Origin of the sequence: Duncaniella dubosii (assembly GCF_004803915.1) — a bacterium.
In the GTDB taxonomy this organism is placed as follows: domain Bacteria; phylum Bacteroidota; class Bacteroidia; order Bacteroidales; family Muribaculaceae; genus Duncaniella; species Duncaniella dubosii.
Genome location: NZ_CP039396.1, coordinates 1,941,528 through 1,960,091, shown reverse-complemented (window position 1 = coordinate 1,960,091; position 18,564 = coordinate 1,941,528). Strand labels below are relative to the sequence as shown.

The window sequence follows — 18,564 nt, the reverse complement described above, 5'->3', positions numbered from 1 at the left end:
CGACCCTCTCAGACATAGAAACAGCCCTTGTCAATCAAGACCGAATGTGGCACGGATTGCAGAACGTATAGCCGAAGCCGGCCCTCTGTCGTCTTTGAGTATAGTAAGAATTGCCCTGATATATGAATCCTTGTCATCGCGACGCAATCCGCATGCTCTGGCCACATGGCTCTCCGACAGCATGGTCTTACGGTTGTAGACCCTCAGAACCGAGTCGTAGTCACCCTCGCTGACATAACGGCGGAAGTCACGGCAATACTGCTCGTAGATTCCACGCGGATTGATTGACTGGCAGAGGTCGTTGATATGTTCCTCAAGTTTGTTGATGTTGGCAAACCGCCCGTCGATGCGGTGTTCGACCGTCTTTTTGACAATATGGCGCGTGTGCATCAGTGCCTGCTGCCGTAAATCTGACTCAAACAGGCGCATTATAGATTTTTTCACCTTGGCGAAAACCTCATTTTCGTCACGTCGGTAGTGGCGTGCAACCGCCCTGATGACGGCTTCAATCATGAAAATATTTTCAATCTCAGCGACATTAGGCACAAATATACGCTTCTTGCGCAGATAGCACACCTCGCCTTCGTCGCGACGGTCGCGGTCGACAATTCCGCATGCGTCAAGATTATGAAACGCACGCAGACTGTTGAAAGTGCGTGTCGACTCTATCACACGGTCACATCCGCCAAGCGATTTGACCGTGTATTCACGAAATATCAGCGGATAGAGTTTCGCATCGATCGAATTGACACCATCCCCCTCAATAAACAACACCGGCTTGCGAGCACCGACGATAGCAAGATAGACCTCATCGTTTATTCCGTCGGCCGAAGTCATGAAATCATAATCCCATTCTCCGCGCCCCGGGTCACAGCTTTTGACCCAGACTGTCGTGCCGTCGCCGCGCGTAGATGCAAACGACAGATCATGCGTGATATAGATAAACGTGCAGTCAGGGCGAAGCTGCTCTATGCTGTCCCACAACGAACGGGTGGACGACGGATGCAGCAGCAGATCGGGAGACTCGACAAAAACAACACCGCCTTCAGGAGCAAACATTGACGCTCCAATATAATATAGAACAGCCCTCTCGCCGGCCGAAAGCTTCGATGACGAATAAGTGTCGTCGGAACGGTCGCTGGCGAATATCATCTGGCCGCTTTCAATCAGAATCTTATTGTCCGGGAAAACTTTCTGCCATAGACCTATCAGTCTGTCAAGCCTTGTTGACGGCAAAACGTCGCGCCGTACATGCCGCGCTTTTATTTTACCTGACCTGTCATCAACGACGTTCTCGGCCACCGGCCGATACTTGAATTCTATCAGATTCTCCATCTCTTCGTGGAGCATCAGAGCAAGCATCCGGTCAAATTCGCCCTTGATGTCAGCGCGGATTATACCTGAACCGCCATCTGTGACCGACCGGTAGAGCATATCTATCGAACCCGGCATCAGCGACTCGTCATCTCGTCCGTAGAGAGCCTTTATCGCCGACATTTTAAAAGCCTTGTCGCCGATGTCCTGCATCATACAGTTTGCAAATCGGGTCTTACCCGAACCGTTTGCTCCGATAATGATTATCTGACGGTTTTCAGAAGTGTCGACCTCAAGAGGTGCAGCACCTATGCGTAGAGGAAGAATCAGTTTCATGACGGCTTGATGATTTGGTGGAGAGTATTAGTTTGAACGCTGGTATTCGGAAGGCGACATCCCGACAAGATGCTTGAAATATTTACCGAACGACGACTGGTTCGGGAAATTCAGCTCATAGCTCACCTGCTGTATGTTCTTACCTGAGAACCTAAGCATATTTTTAGCTTCAAGAATCACATAATCGTCAATAACCTCTGCGGCCGAACGCCCGAGTGCCTCCTTGATGATCAGTGACAGATATTTTGGAGAGATGAACAGTTTGTCGGCATAAAAAGCCACCGACCGCTCACGCAAATGATGCTCATGAACCAATTCGACGAAATCGTGGACATAAGCCGAGCGTCGCGAACGGGGACGTTCGGTGCTCTCGGCCGGAATCCGTCGCGATATAATCTGAATCAGCTGATAGGTCAGAGCTGCGATAACACACCGGGCAATCGACTTTGAATAATTGCTGTCGGAGTTACGGGTATTGTGGTGAAGGATATCGTAATACTCTTTCAGCAACTCTGTCTCTTCAATACTGATTTCCTGTACGGGACTGACATTGACACCCGAAGTCGGAACAGGCAATGCACCGAGAATGTTCAGGTCAAAATTGATGTCGCGTATAAAATTTTTTGAAATGAACAATACATAGCAGTCAAGACCGGTCCAGTCGATATCCTTCACTTCAAAAAAAGAATCGGGACGGGTCACGGCGATATGATTGGCCTTGAGCGTCGACGGAACGAGGTTAACCTCAATGTCAAGGCGACCACCGAAACAAAGCAGCCACGACATTCCGTCAAACCGCACCGGCCCACCTGAAAAATCCCCGGGTCTGCGGTCAGACTCAGTGATGCGCGTGAACACGTAATCGTCGCCAAGCGTCGAAAACTCGGTAGAAAAATTCTGGAGAAAGGCGAGTTGAGAGAGCTCTACAGTCTTGCCCATTTTAATAAAAAGAAAATGTCTATGTTAACAGTTCATTACTTCACTCCACAAATTTAGCATATTTAGATCATATTGTGCCTCTATCACCCAAAAAATTATCCATTTAGAGCACATCTGTATCCGTTATGGCCAATTCACACAGCTATTTGGATTATTTGGCGATTATCCGTATTTTTGCACCGCAATATATTTTTTTCATCAAGCATCCGACACCATGGAACAAGATTTAAAAAAACGCCTCTCTCTTGACCCCGACGGGCTTCTCACATATGAATATATAGCCAACCACATCGGCGAATGTGACAACATCATGGGCGAACTGGTCGACAATATGATACTCGTCGATCCTACAGGTCAGTTCATGGTATCTGCCGCACGCTACCTTTATGCGATAAATCCCGAAGCGTATGCCGAACACATCTCGCGCCTGATTGCAACTGTAATCGAAAAAGACCGCGAACGCCGCTATCTTCCAGACCTCATCACTGCCATATGGGGAAGCGATTATGCCGACCATGCCGAAGAACTCGCCGCTACCGACGACAACTTCCGCCGCATCTATAAACGCATCACTCCGTCACAGGGCATCTAAACGAACTGAAAATCTACGGCTATAAGCTTCTATTAAGAAGCATATTATAATAGTCGTAGATTTTTGAAGAAAGAGCTTTGTCCGTAAAATTATTCAGATGCTCCTTTCCCCCTTCGACAAGCTCACGGCAAAATTCACTGTCGTTAGAAATTCTGCTTATTGCCTCGGCAATCTCATGCGGATTAAACGGATTGACATATACCGCCCCTTTTCCGCCAGCTTCCTCGAGGCATGAGCCTGTCGCAGCGATTACCGGGACTCCTGAAGTAACAGCCTCAAGAACCGGAATGCCGAAACCTTCAAAATAGGACGCATATATAGCCCCTATGCTACCCTGATACAAAGCTGGCAAATGAGACAACGGCACGTTGTTTAGTATTCTGACTTTCTCTTTTATTCCAAGGGAATCAACAAGTGTCTCTATATCTTTTTGCATACGCGTACGTTTTGAGACTAAAACCAATGTAATATCCTCGGCTGCCTCTGCAAATGCTTCGATAACTGCACGATGGTTCTTACGACTTTCAATTGTCCCTACACTTATCATGTATTTTTCAGGTAACCCATACTGCTGCCTGATTGACTCACGCTCGCTTAATGGAACCACTTGTTTGAACACATTGTGACATCCTTGGTAAATCACTGTTACTTTTTCTTCCGGGATGCCGTAAAACTCCACAATATCACGCTTCGTCTGTTCACTCACAGCAATGATAGCGTCTGAATTACGACACGCATAACGAGTTTTCAGCGTAAGGATTTTACGTTGCAGGAAATCGTAAGTGTCAGGATAACGTAAAAATATCAGGTCGTGTATGGTCACCACAGACAGACAGCCGGCCTTCTTTATACTGAAAGGCAACTCATTGCTAAGTCCATGATAGATGTCAACTCCTGACTTTTTAATATCATTTACAATCGAAAAATTACGCCAATAAGTCCTATTTATAGAAGAATTGCCTGACGGAGATATGATTTTCATGTCATCAAGACCGGTTATAGCCTCCAAACACTCCTCTTTTCCACGCCCCGGTATAAAAAGCGTACATTCTAAATCTTTATTTCCGGCAAGGAGGTTTATATGATTCCTACTGTAGTTACCAATCCCTGTAAGATTAGAGGCTGCCTTTTTAGCATCAAAACCGATACGCATAATTGAAAATTTTAAAATTTGGATTGCAAATGTAGATATAAATCGTGAGACTTTTACACCGGCAGAATAAAGAAATATATTTCTTTAGAGGAAAGTCATATACAACAGTTCGGTAATTTTTGAGCAGGCATAGCTGTATCGCACTGATACACAATAGTTTGCATTGATGTTGAATTATTATTGCATCTTATTGATATTCAATTGAATATGCAAATTTTACCGAACTATTGTCATATAAAAACGTTGATTTTTGCGTATCTTCGGAATTTAATATCCATGACTGGAAGAAGACTCCGCCAAGACATCCAACCGCACCGGGCCATAACAACCGCATAGCAATCAATCATACAGCAGGCAAAATGACAAAATCTTAGAGGGTGTCTGTTCCCGAAATTATAGAATAGCTTCATTAGCCTCTTAAACGTTTTCTATGGTCATCAATCATTATTATCAATCGGTTTTTTAACAATTTTGATTAAGGTTGAGCAAAAAATCGTAACTTTGCCGGAACTATTCTAAGGTTCAATTCGTTTCCGTAGTAAACACCGCACTCCGTTTCAATCATGAAATATATTATTTCAACCCTATTGCTGTTTGCCGCCCTTATCGGCATCAAAGCTCATAACTCAACACCTGTAATGGAAACAAACACAACAAATCCCGGTGATGTAAAAGTGCTCCTCCACACCACATTGGGCGACATTATCATCCTTCTCTACGGCGACACACCCCGCCACACCGAAAATTTCGTCAAACTCGTAAAATCAGGCCACTACGACGGCCTGCTCTTCCACCGTGTCATCAATGACTTCATGGTTCAGGGCGGCGACCCGTCATCGAAAGACGCGCCTAAAGGCAAAATGCTCGGTGGCGGCGACATGCCATATGAAATCGAGGCTGAAATTGATTTTCCGAAACACTACCACCATCGCGGAGCAATCGCAGCCGCACGTCAAGGCGACGCCGTAAATCCCGAACGCAAGTCATCAGGCTCACAGTTCTATATCGTCACAGGAAAGAAATTCTCCCCCGGACAGCTTGACGCGATGGACCGCAAAGCCGTCATGCAGCGCAAACAGCAGGTGTTCGACCGCCTGTCGGCTGAATACCGCGACAGCATCATGTCAATGCGCCGTAACCGCGACCAAGCAGGCCTCGATGCCCTTCGCGACAAACTCGCTGAAGAGACTGAACGCCTGACCGCCAACGATTCGACATTCTTCACACCCGAACAGCGCGATGTCTACATGCGCGAAGGAGGCACACCGCACCTCGACGGAGGCTATACAGTGTTCGGACGTGTCCTTTCCGGGATGGATGTCGTCGACAAAATCCAGCAGGTGGAAACCGACGGCAACGACCGCCCTATCGAAGACGTGCGCATACTTTCGGCGACCGTGCTTCCTTGACATTTTTTTGCGTTAATGTGGGGAACGTTCTCATAATTTAACCCTACCTTTGCAAAATCACACGACATCAATTATATCGTACTTTAGCTCAACCGTATAAAAACTTCAACGTTATGGCAGAAATCAAATGTGTCGGCATACTGACCTCGGGCGGTGACGCTCCGGGCATGAACGCCGCTATCCGTGCCGTGACCCGTTCGGCCATCTATGGCGGTCTCCGCGTCAAAGGCATCTACAGAGGTTACAAAGGTCTCATTACAGATGAGATTCAGGAATTCAAGACTCAGAACGTTTCCAATATCATACAGGCGGGCGGAACAATACTCAAAACCGCACGCTGTAAGGAATTCACCACTTCTGAGGGACGCCAGCTCGCCTACGACAACCTCAAGCGTCACGAAATCGACGCCCTCGTAGTCATCGGAGGTGACGGCTCGCTCACAGGCGCACGTATCTTCGCCAACGAATTCAATTTCCCGATTATCGGACTCCCCGGAACTATCGACAACGACCTCTACGGGACAGACTCGACCATCGGCTACGACACCGCGCTCAACACCATCATGGAGTGTGTCGACAAAATCCGTGACACCGCGACGAGCCATGAACGCCTCTTCTTCATTGAAGTCATGGGCCGCGACGCAGGATTCCTTGCGCTCAACGGCGCAATCGCATCGGGAGCGGAAGCAGCCATCATCCCTGAAATCTCAACCGAGGTCGACCAGTTGGCCGAACTTATTGAAAACGGTTTCCGCAAGAGCAAAAACTCCTCGATCGTGCTCGTGGCCGAAAGCCCTGTCACCGGCGGAGCTATGGGACTTGCCCAACGTGTGAAGACAGAATATCCCGGCTACGATGTGCGTGTGTCTATCCTCGGACACCTCCAGCGAGGCGGCTCTCCTACCGCCTGCGACCGCATACTCGCCTCACGAATGGGCGCAGCAGCCATCGACGCGCTTCTTGAGGAGCAGCGCAACGTGATGATCGGTATCCGTAACGACGAGATTGTCTACGTCCCCTTCTCAAAGGCTATCAAGAACGACAAGCCAATCAACCGCGAGCTTCTCGAAACGCTCCGCCGCCTGTCTATCTGACACCCGCATCAAACAATATTAAACAACCCACCGGCTCAAAACCATGATAGAGGTCACAGACATACATAAAAGCTTCGATAAACTCCAAGTCATAAAGGGTGTGTCGCTTTCCATCCACGATGGAGAGATGCTGGCCATAGTCGGGCCGAGCGGTGCAGGAAAAACCACGTTGCTACAGATTGTCGGCACTCTCGAGCGTGCCGACAGCGGCAGCGTGAAATTTGACGGAGAGGAAATCACAGGACTGAAAGACTCGAAGCTCGCCCGATTCCGCAATCGTAACATGGGCTTCGTCTTTCAATTCCATCAGCTCCTGCCTGAATTCTCACTCGAAGAGAATGTTGCCCTTCCGGCACTCATAGGCGGCACAAAACGCAGCGAGGCTTTCAGCCATGCCCGCAAGCTCCTCGACGAACTCGGACTTGGCAACCGCCTTGACCACAGACCCTCACAGCTGTCAGGAGGCGAACGCCAACGCGCCGCCGTGGCACGCGCACTCGTCAACGACCCCAAGGTCATACTTGCCGACGAACCGACAGGCAGCCTCGACAGCCACAACCGCGAAGAGCTCTACAAACTTTTCTTTGACCTGCGCGACGCAACCGGCAAAACATTCATCATCGTAACCCACGACGACACTTTCGCACTCAAAGCCGATCGTGTGATCCACATGAAAGACGGGCTTATCGTCTGACGGCAAGCAATCCGTACACATATCCTAACCCAAGATAATAACAAACCAACAAAATGTCACAAATCCCATACCTGAAACGCTTTTTACTGTCCATCGTGCCGGCCTTCCTAATTTCATCAGCTCTGACATCATGCAATGATGACGACGGCATTGACGGCCCAGTGGAAATGCAGTTGTGGGACATCGTGACATACGAAGGCAAAGGGAGTGACGGACAAGGCTCTGTGTTCACTCTAAGACAGGTCGATGACTCCCCGCTCGTGACACTGACATCTAATTTAGGCCTACAGGATCTCGAAGCGCCTACCCGTCTCATGATACGTTATATCCCGGAAGGAGGCCAAGCCTACGTCTCTGACCGCATACAGCTTCTCGGCGCATCAAAGATAAACACCGGCGAAACTGCGACAGAATGGAAGGAGGACTACGACAAATGGAATCGAGACAAAGTGTTTCTCTACAGCGCATGGCGAACCGGAACATATATAAACTTCCATTTGCGACTGACATATTCCAACGATCCGCGCATCTTCAACCTCGTCCTTGACCCGGCTACGCGCGAGTCGGAAACTCCCGAATTTTATCTTGTCCACATAATGGCCGAGGAGACCGACTATCATGACCGAGCCTACTTCGCCTCGTTCGATATCGGTGAAATCTGGAATGCCCCCGGGATAAAAGGCGTGAAAATCCATATAGCAGACACCAACCTTAATAAAGATATTTTTACATTTTATAAGAATAATTAGCGATTTTGAGTTGCTTAACGGTTTCATTGACGGTATTTTATAAAATTTACACAATTGCCTAATTAATGTGCAAATGGTTAAAGTTTTATTAAATCGGCCTGTAAACAAATATTTATCTTTAAATTTGTGTTGAAAAAGTATGTTTTCAACAACGAGGCTTGCACATTCATCCCTCCCCGGCCTCATTTTTCAATTAATCGCAGAACGATATGGCAAAAGTTATAGGAGCAGTTGACATAAACCGGGAGCGTTGCAAAGGTTGTGACCTATGTGTGGTCGCCTGCCCCTGCGATGTCCTCAAGCTCCAGCCCAAGGAAGTTAACGACAGGGGATACCACTTCGTAACCGACGAAAATCCTGACAAATGCATAGGCTGTGCCGCTTGCGCAACAGTGTGTCCCGACGGCTGTATCACCGTCTATCGCGTCGTGGAAAAATAACATGTTCCTTTCCTTATCATCCCCCAAACAAACCACACAGAAGACAACCACCCAAATAAAAAACAAGGCGTAAGACGCCCGACAAGATATGGAAGAAGAAATCAGACTGATGAAAGGCAATGAGGCAGTCGCCCATGCAGCCGTGCGCTACGGTGTCGACGGCTATTTCGGCTACCCCATCACCCCTCAGAGCGAAATTCTCGAAACCCTCGAAGAACTTATGCCTTGGGAGACTATGGGCATGGTCGTGTTGCAGGCCGAAAGCGAGATTGCCGCCATCAACATGGTCTATGGCGGTGCAGCCACAGGAAAAGCCTGCATGACCTCCTCGTCAAGCCCCGGTATAAGCCTCAAACAGGAAGGCATCTCATATATCGCCGCCGGGGAGCTTCCGGCTCTCATCATCAACTGCATGCGCGGAGGTCCCGGACTCGGCACAATCCAGCCATCGCAGGCTGATTATTTTCAGGCGACCAAAGGTGGCGGTCACGGCGACTATCATCTCATCGTGCTCGCCCCCGCGTCGGTTCAGGAAATGGCCGACTTTGTAGGATTAGGCTTTGACCTCGCATTCAAATACCGCACCCCCGTCATGATGCTTGCCGACGGAATTGTCGGGCAGATGATGGAAAAAGTCGTCCTGCCGCCGCAACGCCCACGTCGCACCGACGAAGAAATCGCTCTCCAGTGCCCTTGGGCTGTCACCGGAAAACCCGCCTCCCGCAAACCGAACATCATGACAACCCTTGAGCTTGACCCTGTGGCAATGGAGCGCAACAACATCCGTCTGCAGGAAACCTATAGCCTCATCCAAGCAAACGAATGCCGCTTTGAAGAGCATGGGACAGAAGACTGCGAATATCTCATCGTAGCTTTCGGCTCTGTCGCACGAATCTGTCAGAAAGCTATGGAAGAAGCGCGTGAAATGGGCATCAAGGTCGGCATAATCCGTCCGATAACACTCTGGCCTTTCCCCTCTGAAGAAATCAAACGCCTCAGTAAAAAAGTCAAGTCAATCCTTGTGGTCGAGCTTAACGCAGGCCAGATGATTGAAGATGTCCGTCTGAGCCTTGAAGACCGCATCCCTGTCAGCCACTACGGCCGCATGGGAGGCATCGTCATGGACCCCTCCGACGTGCTCGAAGCACTTAAAAACATAATCGAAAAGTAAGAGCGTCATGACACCCGAAGAAATCAAGCAATCAGCCAACATCGTCGAGACAAAACCACGTCTGCTCAACGACAACACAATGCACTATTGTCCGGGATGCTCACACGGAGTTGTCCATAAACTCGTGGCGGAAGTCATCGAAGAAATGGGTGCTGAACACATAGCCATCGGCATTGCGCCTGTCGGCTGTGCCGTTATGGCATATAACTATGTAGACATTGACTGGATAGAGGCTGCCCACGGACGTGCACCCGCCATCGCGACAGCGGCAAAACGTCTCAACCCCTCGCGTCTCGTATTTACATATCAGGGCGACGGCGACCTCGCAGCAATCGGAACTGCCGAGACTATCCATGCCGCCAACCGAGGTGAAAACATCGCCATAATCTTCATCAACAACGGCATCTACGGAATGACAGGCGGACAGATGGCTCCCACCACTCTTGAAGGGCAGGTCACATCGACCACGCCTTATGGACGACGTGTAGAACTCAACGGCTATCCACTGCGCATTACAGACATTCTCTCGATGCTCGACGGAACTTGCTATGTCACACGTCAGAGCGTCCACACAGCACCGGCCGTCCGCAAAGCCAAGAAAGCCATACGCAAGGCTTTCGAAAACAGCATGGCCGGACTCGGCACTTCGGTTGTCGAAATCGTTTCGACATGCAGCTCCGGATGGAAGATGAGTCCCGAGAAGTCCAATAAATGGATGGAAGAAAACATGTTTGCAAAATACCCGGTCGGCGACTTAAAGGACACCACTGCAGGACAACAGTGCTGACCATCGGACAAAACAGTTGATACCAACGCTTATGAAAGAAGAAATAATCATAGCCGGATTCGGTGGACAGGGAGTCCTCTCGATGGGCAAGATACTCGCATACGCAGGTCTGATGGACAATCTTGAAGTGACTTGGATGCCTGCATACGGACCTGAACAGCGCGGCGGTACTGCCAACGTGACTGTAATCCTCTCGGATGCGCCAATCAGCAGTCCTGTACTCAACTCCTATGATACCGCCGTGATTCTCAACCAGCAGAGTCTCGACAAATTCGAATCAAAAGTCAAGCCCGGAGGCACTTTGATCTACGACCCCTACAGCATCCACCATGCCCCTACCCGCACTGATATAACCATAGTACCGGTCGAGGCAATGGAGGCAACTTTCGAACTTCCGTCAAGCAAGGCATACAACATGGTGCTTCTCGGCGCACTGCTTAAAGTCAGGAATTTAGTCCCGGTGGAAGCAGTGATGAAAGGTCTGAAAAAAACTCTTCCCGAACGCCACCACCATCTGCTTCCAGTCAACAAGGAGGCCATTCTCAAAGGTATGGAACTGCCGAAAACAGACTGAAACAGACAACAACTAAAATAAACAGGACACCTCCGTCAACACAACCCGATAGTTGTGTTGACGGAGGTGTCCTGTTTATCCACGGTTTCTCAGACGTTTGGCCGCCCCATCATCATGGATGCCACAGTCTGGCTGTATTGCCTTCCAACAGGAAGCGTCACCCCTGAGACAAGCAGTACATTCTGCCGGGTAAAACTCTTTATCTTGTCGACTGCAACTATATATGACCTGTGTATTCTCACAAAACGGTCTTCAGGAAGCATTGCTCCGAGATTTTTTAGTATCACACGCGAAATCGTACAGACACCCCCCGTGCGGAATATCTTCGAATATCCCTCCATCGCTTCTATATAGATTATTTCCTTTACAGGTATAGAGATGTTGTTGTATTCCTGCTTCACAACTATCGTAGCTTCACCCTTTTTGCTTCTGTCGTAACCTATGCGCCTCATGGCTTTCGACACAGCGGTCGAGAACCGGTCAAACGAGAAAGGTTTATGCAGATAGTCGATAGCATCGAGATTAAAACCGTCGAGTGCATAATCAAGAAAAGCTGTCGTAAAAATAAAAGATGTATGCGCGGGAAGTTCAGCCGCAATTTTAAGACCGTTTATGCCTTCCATTTCTATATCGAGAAAGGCGAGGTCAAAATTACCGTTCCTGATAGCCTCCAGCCCGGCTTCGGGATCGGAATAGACCTCCAAGGAAATCCCGCCAAGCCGTTCACAGAACTTTGAGATGACGTTGAGGGCCAAAGGTTCGTCGTCAATGGCTATACATCTGATTTTATCATTCATGACAATTGTATTTTCATATAAACATTAAACAGTCCGTCGCGCTCCTCAGCCGTCAGTGTATAACGGCCTGGAAAAAGGCTGTCGAGTCTCGCCCGGCAATTTTCTATGCCTACTGGCTGATGACGGGACTCTCCACGCCGTTTCATGACGCGGTTTTCCGTACGGAATTCAAGCAGCCCATTCTTCAACGACAATTCAATCAGGACAGTGCAATCTTTATTGGCAGATATTCCATATTTAAACACATTTTCAAGGAAAGTTATCATTATCATCGGCGGAATCTGTTCGTTCTCATCATCGACATCACAGCGCCAGTCAACCGATGTATGATGATTCAGCCGGAGTTTCTGCAGATCTATATAGTTGTTTATATAAGCGATCTCCTCCTTGAGAGCCACTTTGTCGTGCCCGACACCCGTATATGTATACTTGACAATATCTATGAATTTTATAAAAGCGTCCTCAGCCTTTTCCGAAGTGCCGATTATAAGGCTGTAAATGGAATTCAGTGTATTGAACAGAAAATGAGGGTTAATCTGAGCCTTGTAGACGGCAAGTTGCGCATTGTTTTTCTGAAACTCAACATCCTTTTTAAGCAATAGCTGATGATAGAGTTCCTGAATGAACGACATCGAGACCGCATAACCCATGACGAGCGAACACATCAGCCATACTGTCTGCGAAAGACTTGCAGTCTGTATCCTGTGATAAAGTTCGGTCAATGAATAAGCGTTGAAAGTAACCTCCGGCAGACGGTAGAGAGTAAGAATATAGTCACAGCAGATCAACACGCCGATTATCAGAGCGATGAAAACATATTTCCTTTCGATAAAAAGTTTAGGAATATTAAAAAGCCTTATTATGAAATATGATACATAGAGCCATGCAATAAGCAGATAGGTAAATTCAGGCGAATAATATATCCAATAGTCCATGGAACCAAGCACAAAAATAATCGGGATGAACACAAGACAGAATATAAGGTCTATTATACGGCCGATTCTTTTTTCAAGAAATTTCATATGTGTCAGAATATAAAAAACTATGCAAAGTTAGCTCTTATGGACGACCTCCGCAAGCGATGTCGTTGTCGTTTATCAACACATTCACGCCGTCTATTTACACATGCTTTGACGTATGGTAAATACCACATACATTTGCTGTAGTTTTTTACATTTGTCGCAAATTGCGGAACATATTCGCGTTAATATTTGTTATGAATTAACAAAACACATTTGCACTCACATTTGTCTACGACATTCGAAATTCATCCATATGAAATCATCACTGTTATTCTTATCTCTGCTGCTTTTAAGCTCCATATTCATCTCCGCACAATCCACAGCAATGCCGGTCGATATTGACATGGATAGCGATTCTGATATCCATATCACTGAGCCGGTCTCCGACAAAACATCACGACGCATATCCGGAAAGGTTGTCGATGAAAACGGCATGCCGATAATCGGTGCATCCGTATCAATCGTACAGGATTCGCTCAACGCAACCGTCACCGACATCGACGGACGCTTCAAACTCCTTGTAGACATCGATGGCGAAAAACCGACTATCAGAATTTCATATATCGGATATGAGACAGTCGAGATACCGGTGCTTAACGGCACAACGGAATATGCCGTCTCAATGCCTCCGGTCCAATCGCAGCTCGACGAAGTGGTTGTCATCGGCTACGGAACACAGCGTAAGGTGAATCTTACTGGCTCGGTCGCATCAATCAGCAAGACATCCCTTGCCGACCGACCGCTGACCAATGCAACCAACGCCCTTGCCGGCCTCGCATCAGGTCTGACCGTAACAAACAGCGGAGGCAACACACCCGGCTATGAGGCACAGACTATCCGGGTGCGCGGAATCGGAACGCTCAACGATGCCGCTCCTCTCGTGGTTGTCGACGGCATGACCGGCATAGCCATCAGCGACATAAATCCGCAGGATATTGAAAACATCTCGATTCTCAAGGACGCCGCCTCGTCGGCCATTTACGGCTCGCGTGCGGCAAACGGAGTAATCCTTATCACCACACGCCGCGGTGTCGAAGCCGCACCCCGCCTCACATACAGCGGTAACGTGTCTTTCGAGAAAGTGGCAAAGCGCCTCAATCTCGTCACCGACTATGCCGACTTCATGGAAATCCAGAATGCAGGTCTCATCGCCAACGGACAGGCTCCACGGTTCTCGCAGGGCAAAATCGACGAATGGCGCAACGATGCCGGACGCAACCCGACCATTTATCCCAACACTGACTGGCAGGACCACATCTACCGTAACCCATCGGTGGTGCAGAACCATAACCTTTCTGTCACAGGCGGTGGCCGCAGAGTCCGCTACAACGTGTCTGTCGGCTATGTCGACAATCCCGGTATGATTTATTACACCGACTATAAGCGCTATCAGCTAAATAGCAATATCGACATCAACATCAAGCCGTGGCTTAGCGTCGGAGCTAACGTTTTCGGATATATCGACTCTAACAACCCCTCGTCTGAAAACGCAGCTGCAGGCGGAGACGTGATTTTCGGTTCAGGCGCGTTCAACACCGTTCCGGGCATGACTCTCTATGACCCCGAGACAGGTCTCTACGGAGGCATCCAGAATCCGGAGGAGGAAAATGTCAGCAATTTCAACCCATATCGCCGTCAGTGGTTCTACAAGACAGATTTCCCGACCAAAACCCGTCGCACGGTGGCCAAGCTGCATGCAACCCTGCGCCCGATAAAGGGACTGACAATCGAAGGCTCGTTCACATACAACTACTGGACACGCCGCGTGGAGCAACATCTCACTGACCGTAATCTCTACAGGTTCACATTCGACGGCCCTGTCCTCATCCGAGAAGGAAAGGTCCGCACATACATCCGCCGCTACAACTACGCCAACAATTTCCGTTCGTCAGATCTGACAGCCACCTACAATTTCAAATTCTCGCATCTGAGCGGAACTGTACTCGCCGGCATGAGTCAGGAATATGACAAAAACGAATACGAAAGCTTCCTGCGCTACGACCTGATCGACGACTCTCTCACCTCAATCGACGCGGCCACAACCAACGGCCCCATCGGCGGCAACTACACCGAATGGTCAATGAGATCATATTTCGGCCGTGTCAACCTCTCGTGGGACGACAGATATCTCCTTGAAGCCAATCTACGCGCCGACGGCTCGTCAAAATTCGCTCCGGGCCACCGCTGGGGCTACTTCCCCTCCGTCTCCGCCGCATGGCGACTCTCCGAAGAACAGTTCATGAGCCCTTCCCGCCAGTGGCTCGACCAGCTTAAGATACGCGCCTCATACGGTTCGCTCGGCAATAACGCCACCACAAGCTACTACATGTACCAGTCGCTTTTCGCAACCGCCGGCTACATTCTCAACGGCAACATCGCAGGCGGTTTCGCCCAGACCGTCCTGTCGAATCCGGCTCTAACATGGGAAAAAACCTACATGACAAATTTCGGCCTTGACTTCGCACTGTTCAACAGCCGTCTCAACGGTTCTATCGACATCTACAACAAAGACACCAAAGGAATCCTCATCTCTCTCCCCGCTCCGCTTGAACACGGCACGAGCGTAGTCCCCAACCAGAACGCAGGCGAAGTGCGCAACCGTGGATTTGAATTAGACATACACTGGAACGACCGCATCGGAAATGTAGCCTACACCGTAGGATTCAACATGGGTTTTGTCAAAAACAAAGTCCTGAAGTTCCAAGGCGATATTCCATCGATCGACGGAGTTTACAAAACGCAGGAAGGGAAGCCTATACGCCAGCTCTACGTCTTGAAAGTCGACCGTATCGTTCGCGACGAGGCTGATATGGCCTATGTGCAGTCGCTCGTCGACAATAACCCGAACTATTTCGCCACCTATCAGCGACCCGAACTCGGCGACTTCCTTTATGCCGACACCAACGGCGACGGCAGTCTTGACAGCAACGACCGCATCGAGATGGGCGACGGACCGCTCCCGACATTCACCTACGGCGGCAACATCGGCCTCAGCTGGAAAAATTTCGACTTCAGCATGCTTTTCCAAGGCGTAGGAGACTATAAGGTCTACTACAACAATCAGGCGTTCCGATTCGTGACTGTCATGGGACAGTCGCTCAACAAGGACATCACCGACAACGCATGGACTCCCGAAAACCCATATAACTCAATCTATCCGATTCTCCGCAACAACGCCAACGGAAAGAACAACATCGCGAGCAACGCGTTCGTACACAACGCGGCCTATTTCCGATGCAAGAACATACAGCTCGGCTACACCATCCCGGCGGAAATCACTAAGAAATTCTCCGTGCAGAACCTGAAAGTCTACACGAGTATCGACAATCTGTTCACCATCACCGATTTTCCCGGCCTTGATCCGGAAGTCGGAGCAACGGTCGGCTACCCGGCAGTGCGTCAGTATTCAGTCGGTCTCAACGTGACATTCTGACACTCTCTTCCCTCAAAACCCACAAACGGCATCCCACAATATTACCCCAACCACTCACACACAGCATTCAGATTATGAAATTCAACATATCACTCGCAGGCTCGATCGTCGCTCTCGCCGTCTCTCTCAGCGCATGCGAAAGCCTCGACTTCACTCCCGCCGACCAGATGTCGGGACAGACATTCTGGAAAACCGAAGAACATGCCCGTCAGGCAGCGGTCGGAATGTATGCCGCCATGAAAGCGCCTTGGTGTTTCGGCATGGAATTCACCTTCGACATGTGTAGCGACATCGCCGACGGGACCTCGCCCTGGGCCGATATTTCACGCGGGTCTTCATTCGCGTCCAACAGCAGTGGCGTGCAGAACCACTGGCAATATCTCTATGAACTTGTCCACAGAGCCAACACCGTCATCCGCAACGTCGCCACAATGCCAATCAGTCAGGAAACAATCGACCGCGTGACCGGCGAAGCAAAGTTCCTCCGTGCAATGGCCTATTTCCGTATGCTCAACTGCTGGGGCGGAGTGCCGTACTACGACGAAAGCTGCGATATCAACAATGAATTCGCCAACCTCGACTCTCCGAGAAGCAGCGCCGATGAAATCCGCGGACATATACTCGACGACCTTAACGATGCAATCGAAAAACTGCCCGTCAGATGGGATGACGCAGATCTCGGACGCGCGACCAAGGGTGCAGCATATGCGCTGCGCGGAAAAGTCTATCTCTACAACCGCCAATGGGATGAAGCGGCAAGCGACTTCGAAGAGATAGTCTATAACCGCACAAACGACTACGGATATGCGCTCCACGACAGCTACGACAATCTTTTCCGTCTCTACAACGGGGCACACAGCAATGAGATGATTTTCTCCATCCAGTCAATCGACGGCAACACTTCCGGTTATGCTCTTGACATCGTTTCATATTTCGGCAACAAGTCGACAATGCGTCTGATTGCCGGAAACGCAATAGTCCCCTCCACCACTCTCGCCGACATGTATGAAAACACCGACGGTTCGCCTTTTGACTGGGACGACGTTTTCCTTGGTTTCAATGCCGGCGACGAGACCTTCCGCCGCAAATGCCTGAGCGTTGCAATCGACCAGAGCAGCACTGTGGTGACAAGCACACTCGACTGCGACACCACAAAGGTCATGGACGCATACCGCCTGCGCGACCCGCGTCTGTGTCTCAACATCATCACCCCCTACTCACACTATCTCGGCACTGACGCCGCATCCAGTCCGATGGACAAGCAGTTCGTGCTGGCCGACCCGACAAAGGGCGGCGCTCCGATGGAAGCAATGGCCTTCATCAGAAATTCCGAGGGCTGGAACTCATATTTCTGGCGCAAATGGATTCCGACAGGCAATCTCGACGGCTACTGGGGCGAATATAACCGCACTCCTTACGAATTTCCCCTAATCCGTCTGGGCGATGTCATCCTGATGCTTGCGGAAGCCTACAACGAAAAAGGCGAGACCGACAAAGCGGTGACCGAGGTCAACAAAATCCGCGCACGTGTCGGAATGCCCGGGCTGAACTCAGGGGCGACATGGCTCGCTGTCGGCTCGAAAGAGGAGATGGCCGAACGCATCATGCGCGAACGTGCCTTCGAACTCGCGGGAGAGGGACAGCGCTACTGGGATCTGCGCCGGTGGGGCAAGCTGAAGGAGTCGGTCAAAAACGCTACCGACATATACGGCAACCTGATGTATACCCGGAGCTATCAGGAGCGTCACGAGCTTTGGCCCATACCGCTCGTCGAGCTTGACAGAAACAAGAATCTTACACAAAATACCGGATGGTGACACTCCGACGATACTATGCAATCACACTAACTCCGAGCAGGGATGGCCGACGATGGTCATCCCTGTTTTTTTCGGTATAAAAGCTCCGATTTTCTATATAAACACCGGTGAACACTGCCGGCAACAGTAGATAATTTTTCTTTAAATACATTTATAATCAGCGTTTTTAACAATTTCGCGTAGAACATCGACAAGGGGTCTGCCGTTATTCTAATACAAACCGAAGATGTTACAATTCGATTA

General features: G+C 49.5%; 16 protein-coding genes. 11 read left to right on the top strand and 5 right to left on the bottom strand.

The genetic code is table 11. The features are described from left to right. Positions 1-30: 30 nt before the first annotated feature. Entirely contained in the window at positions 31-1,650 is a 1,620-nt protein-coding gene (locus E7747_RS08565) for a DUF4435 domain-containing protein (protein ID WP_136415403.1), read from the bottom strand. 27 nt (positions 1,651-1,677) lie between these two features. Beyond that, positions 1,678-2,589, bottom strand: a complete 912-nt coding sequence (locus E7747_RS08560) for a helix-turn-helix domain-containing protein (RefSeq protein WP_123615092.1) — start codon at positions 2,587-2,589, stop codon at positions 1,678-1,680. 214 nt (positions 2,590-2,803) lie between these two features. On the opposite strand from E7747_RS08560, the gene E7747_RS08555 reads away from it, so the two are divergent. Further along, complete coding sequence (locus E7747_RS08555; protein WP_123615093.1) at positions 2,804-3,181, top strand: hypothetical protein; 378 nt, start codon at positions 2,804-2,806, stop codon at positions 3,179-3,181. 19 nt (positions 3,182-3,200) lie between these two features. Here the strand turns inward: E7747_RS08555 and E7747_RS08550 are convergent, their stop codons facing one another. Then, positions 3,201-4,334: a glycosyltransferase family 4 protein gene (locus E7747_RS08550; protein WP_136415400.1), complete on the bottom strand. Its 1,134-nt coding sequence runs from the start codon at positions 4,332-4,334 to the stop codon at positions 3,201-3,203. Positions 4,335-4,972: 638 nt separating this feature from the next. Between E7747_RS08550 and E7747_RS08545 the strand changes: the two genes are divergently transcribed. The 8 genes from E7747_RS08545 (at position 4,973) to E7747_RS08510 (ending at position 11,252) form a co-directional block, all read left to right on the top strand. Further along, positions 4,973-5,743 (top strand): peptidylprolyl isomerase, encoded by a 771-nt coding sequence (locus tag E7747_RS08545; protein WP_136417084.1) that lies wholly within the window; start codon positions 4,973-4,975, stop codon positions 5,741-5,743. A 113-nt stretch (positions 5,744-5,856) separates the two neighbouring features. Further along, positions 5,857-6,837, top strand: coding sequence for a 6-phosphofructokinase (gene pfkA / locus E7747_RS08540; RefSeq protein ID WP_136415398.1), 981 nt, complete (start codon positions 5,857-5,859; stop codon positions 6,835-6,837). Between the two features lie 43 nt (positions 6,838-6,880). Further along, positions 6,881-7,531: an ABC transporter ATP-binding protein gene (locus tag E7747_RS08535; protein WP_136415395.1), complete on the top strand. Its 651-nt coding sequence runs from the start codon at positions 6,881-6,883 to the stop codon at positions 7,529-7,531. 53 nt (positions 7,532-7,584) lie between these two features. Further along, the gene (locus E7747_RS08530) at positions 7,585-8,280 is read left to right on the top strand and encodes a NigD1/NigD2 family lipoprotein (RefSeq protein WP_136415393.1); all 696 of its coding nucleotides are present in this window, start codon (positions 7,585-7,587) and stop codon (positions 8,278-8,280) included. A 209-nt stretch (positions 8,281-8,489) separates the two neighbouring features. After that, positions 8,490-8,720 (top strand): 4Fe-4S dicluster domain-containing protein, encoded by a 231-nt coding sequence (locus E7747_RS08525; RefSeq protein WP_123615098.1) that lies wholly within the window; start codon positions 8,490-8,492, stop codon positions 8,718-8,720. 88 nt (positions 8,721-8,808) lie between these two features. Further along, positions 8,809-9,891 carry a 3-methyl-2-oxobutanoate dehydrogenase subunit VorB gene (locus E7747_RS08520; RefSeq protein WP_136415390.1) on the top strand — a complete coding sequence of 361 codons (1,083 nt, stop codon included), beginning with the start codon at positions 8,809-8,811 and terminating at the stop codon, positions 9,889-9,891. 7 nt (positions 9,892-9,898) lie between these two features. Continuing rightward, positions 9,899-10,678 (top strand): thiamine pyrophosphate-dependent enzyme, encoded by a 780-nt coding sequence (locus tag E7747_RS08515; RefSeq protein ID WP_123615100.1) that lies wholly within the window; start codon positions 9,899-9,901, stop codon positions 10,676-10,678. Positions 10,679-10,709: 31 nt separating this feature from the next. Continuing rightward, the gene (locus E7747_RS08510; protein ID WP_123615101.1) at positions 10,710-11,252 is read left to right on the top strand and encodes a 2-oxoacid:acceptor oxidoreductase family protein; all 543 of its coding nucleotides are present in this window, start codon (positions 10,710-10,712) and stop codon (positions 11,250-11,252) included. An 89-nt stretch (positions 11,253-11,341) separates the two neighbouring features. Here E7747_RS08510 and E7747_RS08505 read toward each other — a convergent pair whose 3' ends face one another. Both E7747_RS08505 and E7747_RS08500 read right to left on the bottom strand, forming a co-directional pair. Beyond that, a complete protein-coding gene (locus tag E7747_RS08505; protein ID WP_123615102.1) occupies positions 11,342-12,049 on the bottom strand; it encodes a LytR/AlgR family response regulator transcription factor in 708 nt (235 codons plus the stop codon). Next, positions 12,046-13,071: a sensor histidine kinase gene (locus E7747_RS08500; RefSeq protein WP_123615103.1), complete on the bottom strand. Its 1,026-nt coding sequence runs from the start codon at positions 13,069-13,071 to the stop codon at positions 12,046-12,048. The genes E7747_RS08505 and E7747_RS08500 overlap by 4 nt, the downstream gene beginning before the upstream one ends. 253 nt (positions 13,072-13,324) lie before the next feature. Here E7747_RS08500 and E7747_RS08495 point away from each other — a divergent pair, with 253 nt between their 5' ends. Together E7747_RS08495 and E7747_RS08490 are read left to right on the top strand one after the other, a co-directional pair. Then, the gene (locus tag E7747_RS08495; protein ID WP_168185288.1) at positions 13,325-16,504 is read left to right on the top strand and encodes a SusC/RagA family TonB-linked outer membrane protein; all 3,180 of its coding nucleotides are present in this window, start codon (positions 13,325-13,327) and stop codon (positions 16,502-16,504) included. Positions 16,505-16,578: 74 nt separating this feature from the next. Continuing rightward, positions 16,579-18,321 carry a RagB/SusD family nutrient uptake outer membrane protein gene (locus E7747_RS08490; RefSeq protein ID WP_136415385.1) on the top strand — a complete coding sequence of 581 codons (1,743 nt, stop codon included), beginning with the start codon at positions 16,579-16,581 and terminating at the stop codon, positions 18,319-18,321. Positions 18,322-18,564 lie beyond the last annotated feature (243 nt).

Excerpts from the sequence above, each read along its gene's own strand:
- E7747_RS08555 (WP_123615093.1), top strand. The coding sequence starts at position 2,804 with ATGGAACAAGATTTAAAAAAACGCCTCTCTCTTGACCCCGACGGGCTT.
- E7747_RS08515 (WP_123615100.1), top strand. The coding sequence starts at position 9,899 with ATGACACCCGAAGAAATCAAGCAATCAGCCAACATCGTCGAGACAAAA.
- E7747_RS08530 (WP_136415393.1), top strand. The coding sequence starts at position 7,585 with ATGTCACAAATCCCATACCTGAAACGCTTTTTACTGTCCATCGTGCCG.
- E7747_RS08545 (WP_136417084.1), top strand. The coding sequence starts at position 4,973 with ATGGAAACAAACACAACAAATCCCGGTGATGTAAAAGTGCTCCTCCAC.
- E7747_RS08535 (WP_136415395.1), top strand. The coding sequence starts at position 6,881 with ATGATAGAGGTCACAGACATACATAAAAGCTTCGATAAACTCCAAGTC.
- E7747_RS08525 (WP_123615098.1), top strand. The coding sequence starts at position 8,490 with ATGGCAAAAGTTATAGGAGCAGTTGACATAAACCGGGAGCGTTGCAAA.
- pfkA (WP_136415398.1), top strand. The coding sequence starts at position 5,857 with ATGGCAGAAATCAAATGTGTCGGCATACTGACCTCGGGCGGTGACGCT.
- E7747_RS08495 (WP_168185288.1), top strand. The coding sequence starts at position 13,325 with ATGAAATCATCACTGTTATTCTTATCTCTGCTGCTTTTAAGCTCCATA.
- E7747_RS08500 (WP_123615103.1), bottom strand. The coding sequence starts at position 13,071 with ATGAAATTTCTTGAAAAAAGAATCGGCCGTATAATAGACCTTATATTC.
- E7747_RS08490 (WP_136415385.1), top strand. The coding sequence starts at position 16,579 with ATGAAATTCAACATATCACTCGCAGGCTCGATCGTCGCTCTCGCCGTC.
- E7747_RS08520 (WP_136415390.1), top strand. The coding sequence starts at position 8,809 with ATGGAAGAAGAAATCAGACTGATGAAAGGCAATGAGGCAGTCGCCCAT.
- E7747_RS08550 (WP_136415400.1), bottom strand. The coding sequence starts at position 4,334 with ATGCGTATCGGTTTTGATGCTAAAAAGGCAGCCTCTAATCTTACAGGG.
- E7747_RS08510 (WP_123615101.1), top strand. The coding sequence starts at position 10,710 with ATGAAAGAAGAAATAATCATAGCCGGATTCGGTGGACAGGGAGTCCTC.
- E7747_RS08565 (WP_136415403.1), bottom strand. The coding sequence starts at position 1,650 with ATGAAACTGATTCTTCCTCTACGCATAGGTGCTGCACCTCTTGAGGTC.
- E7747_RS08560 (WP_123615092.1), bottom strand. The coding sequence starts at position 2,589 with ATGGGCAAGACTGTAGAGCTCTCTCAACTCGCCTTTCTCCAGAATTTT.
- E7747_RS08505 (WP_123615102.1), bottom strand. The coding sequence starts at position 12,049 with ATGAATGATAAAATCAGATGTATAGCCATTGACGACGAACCTTTGGCC.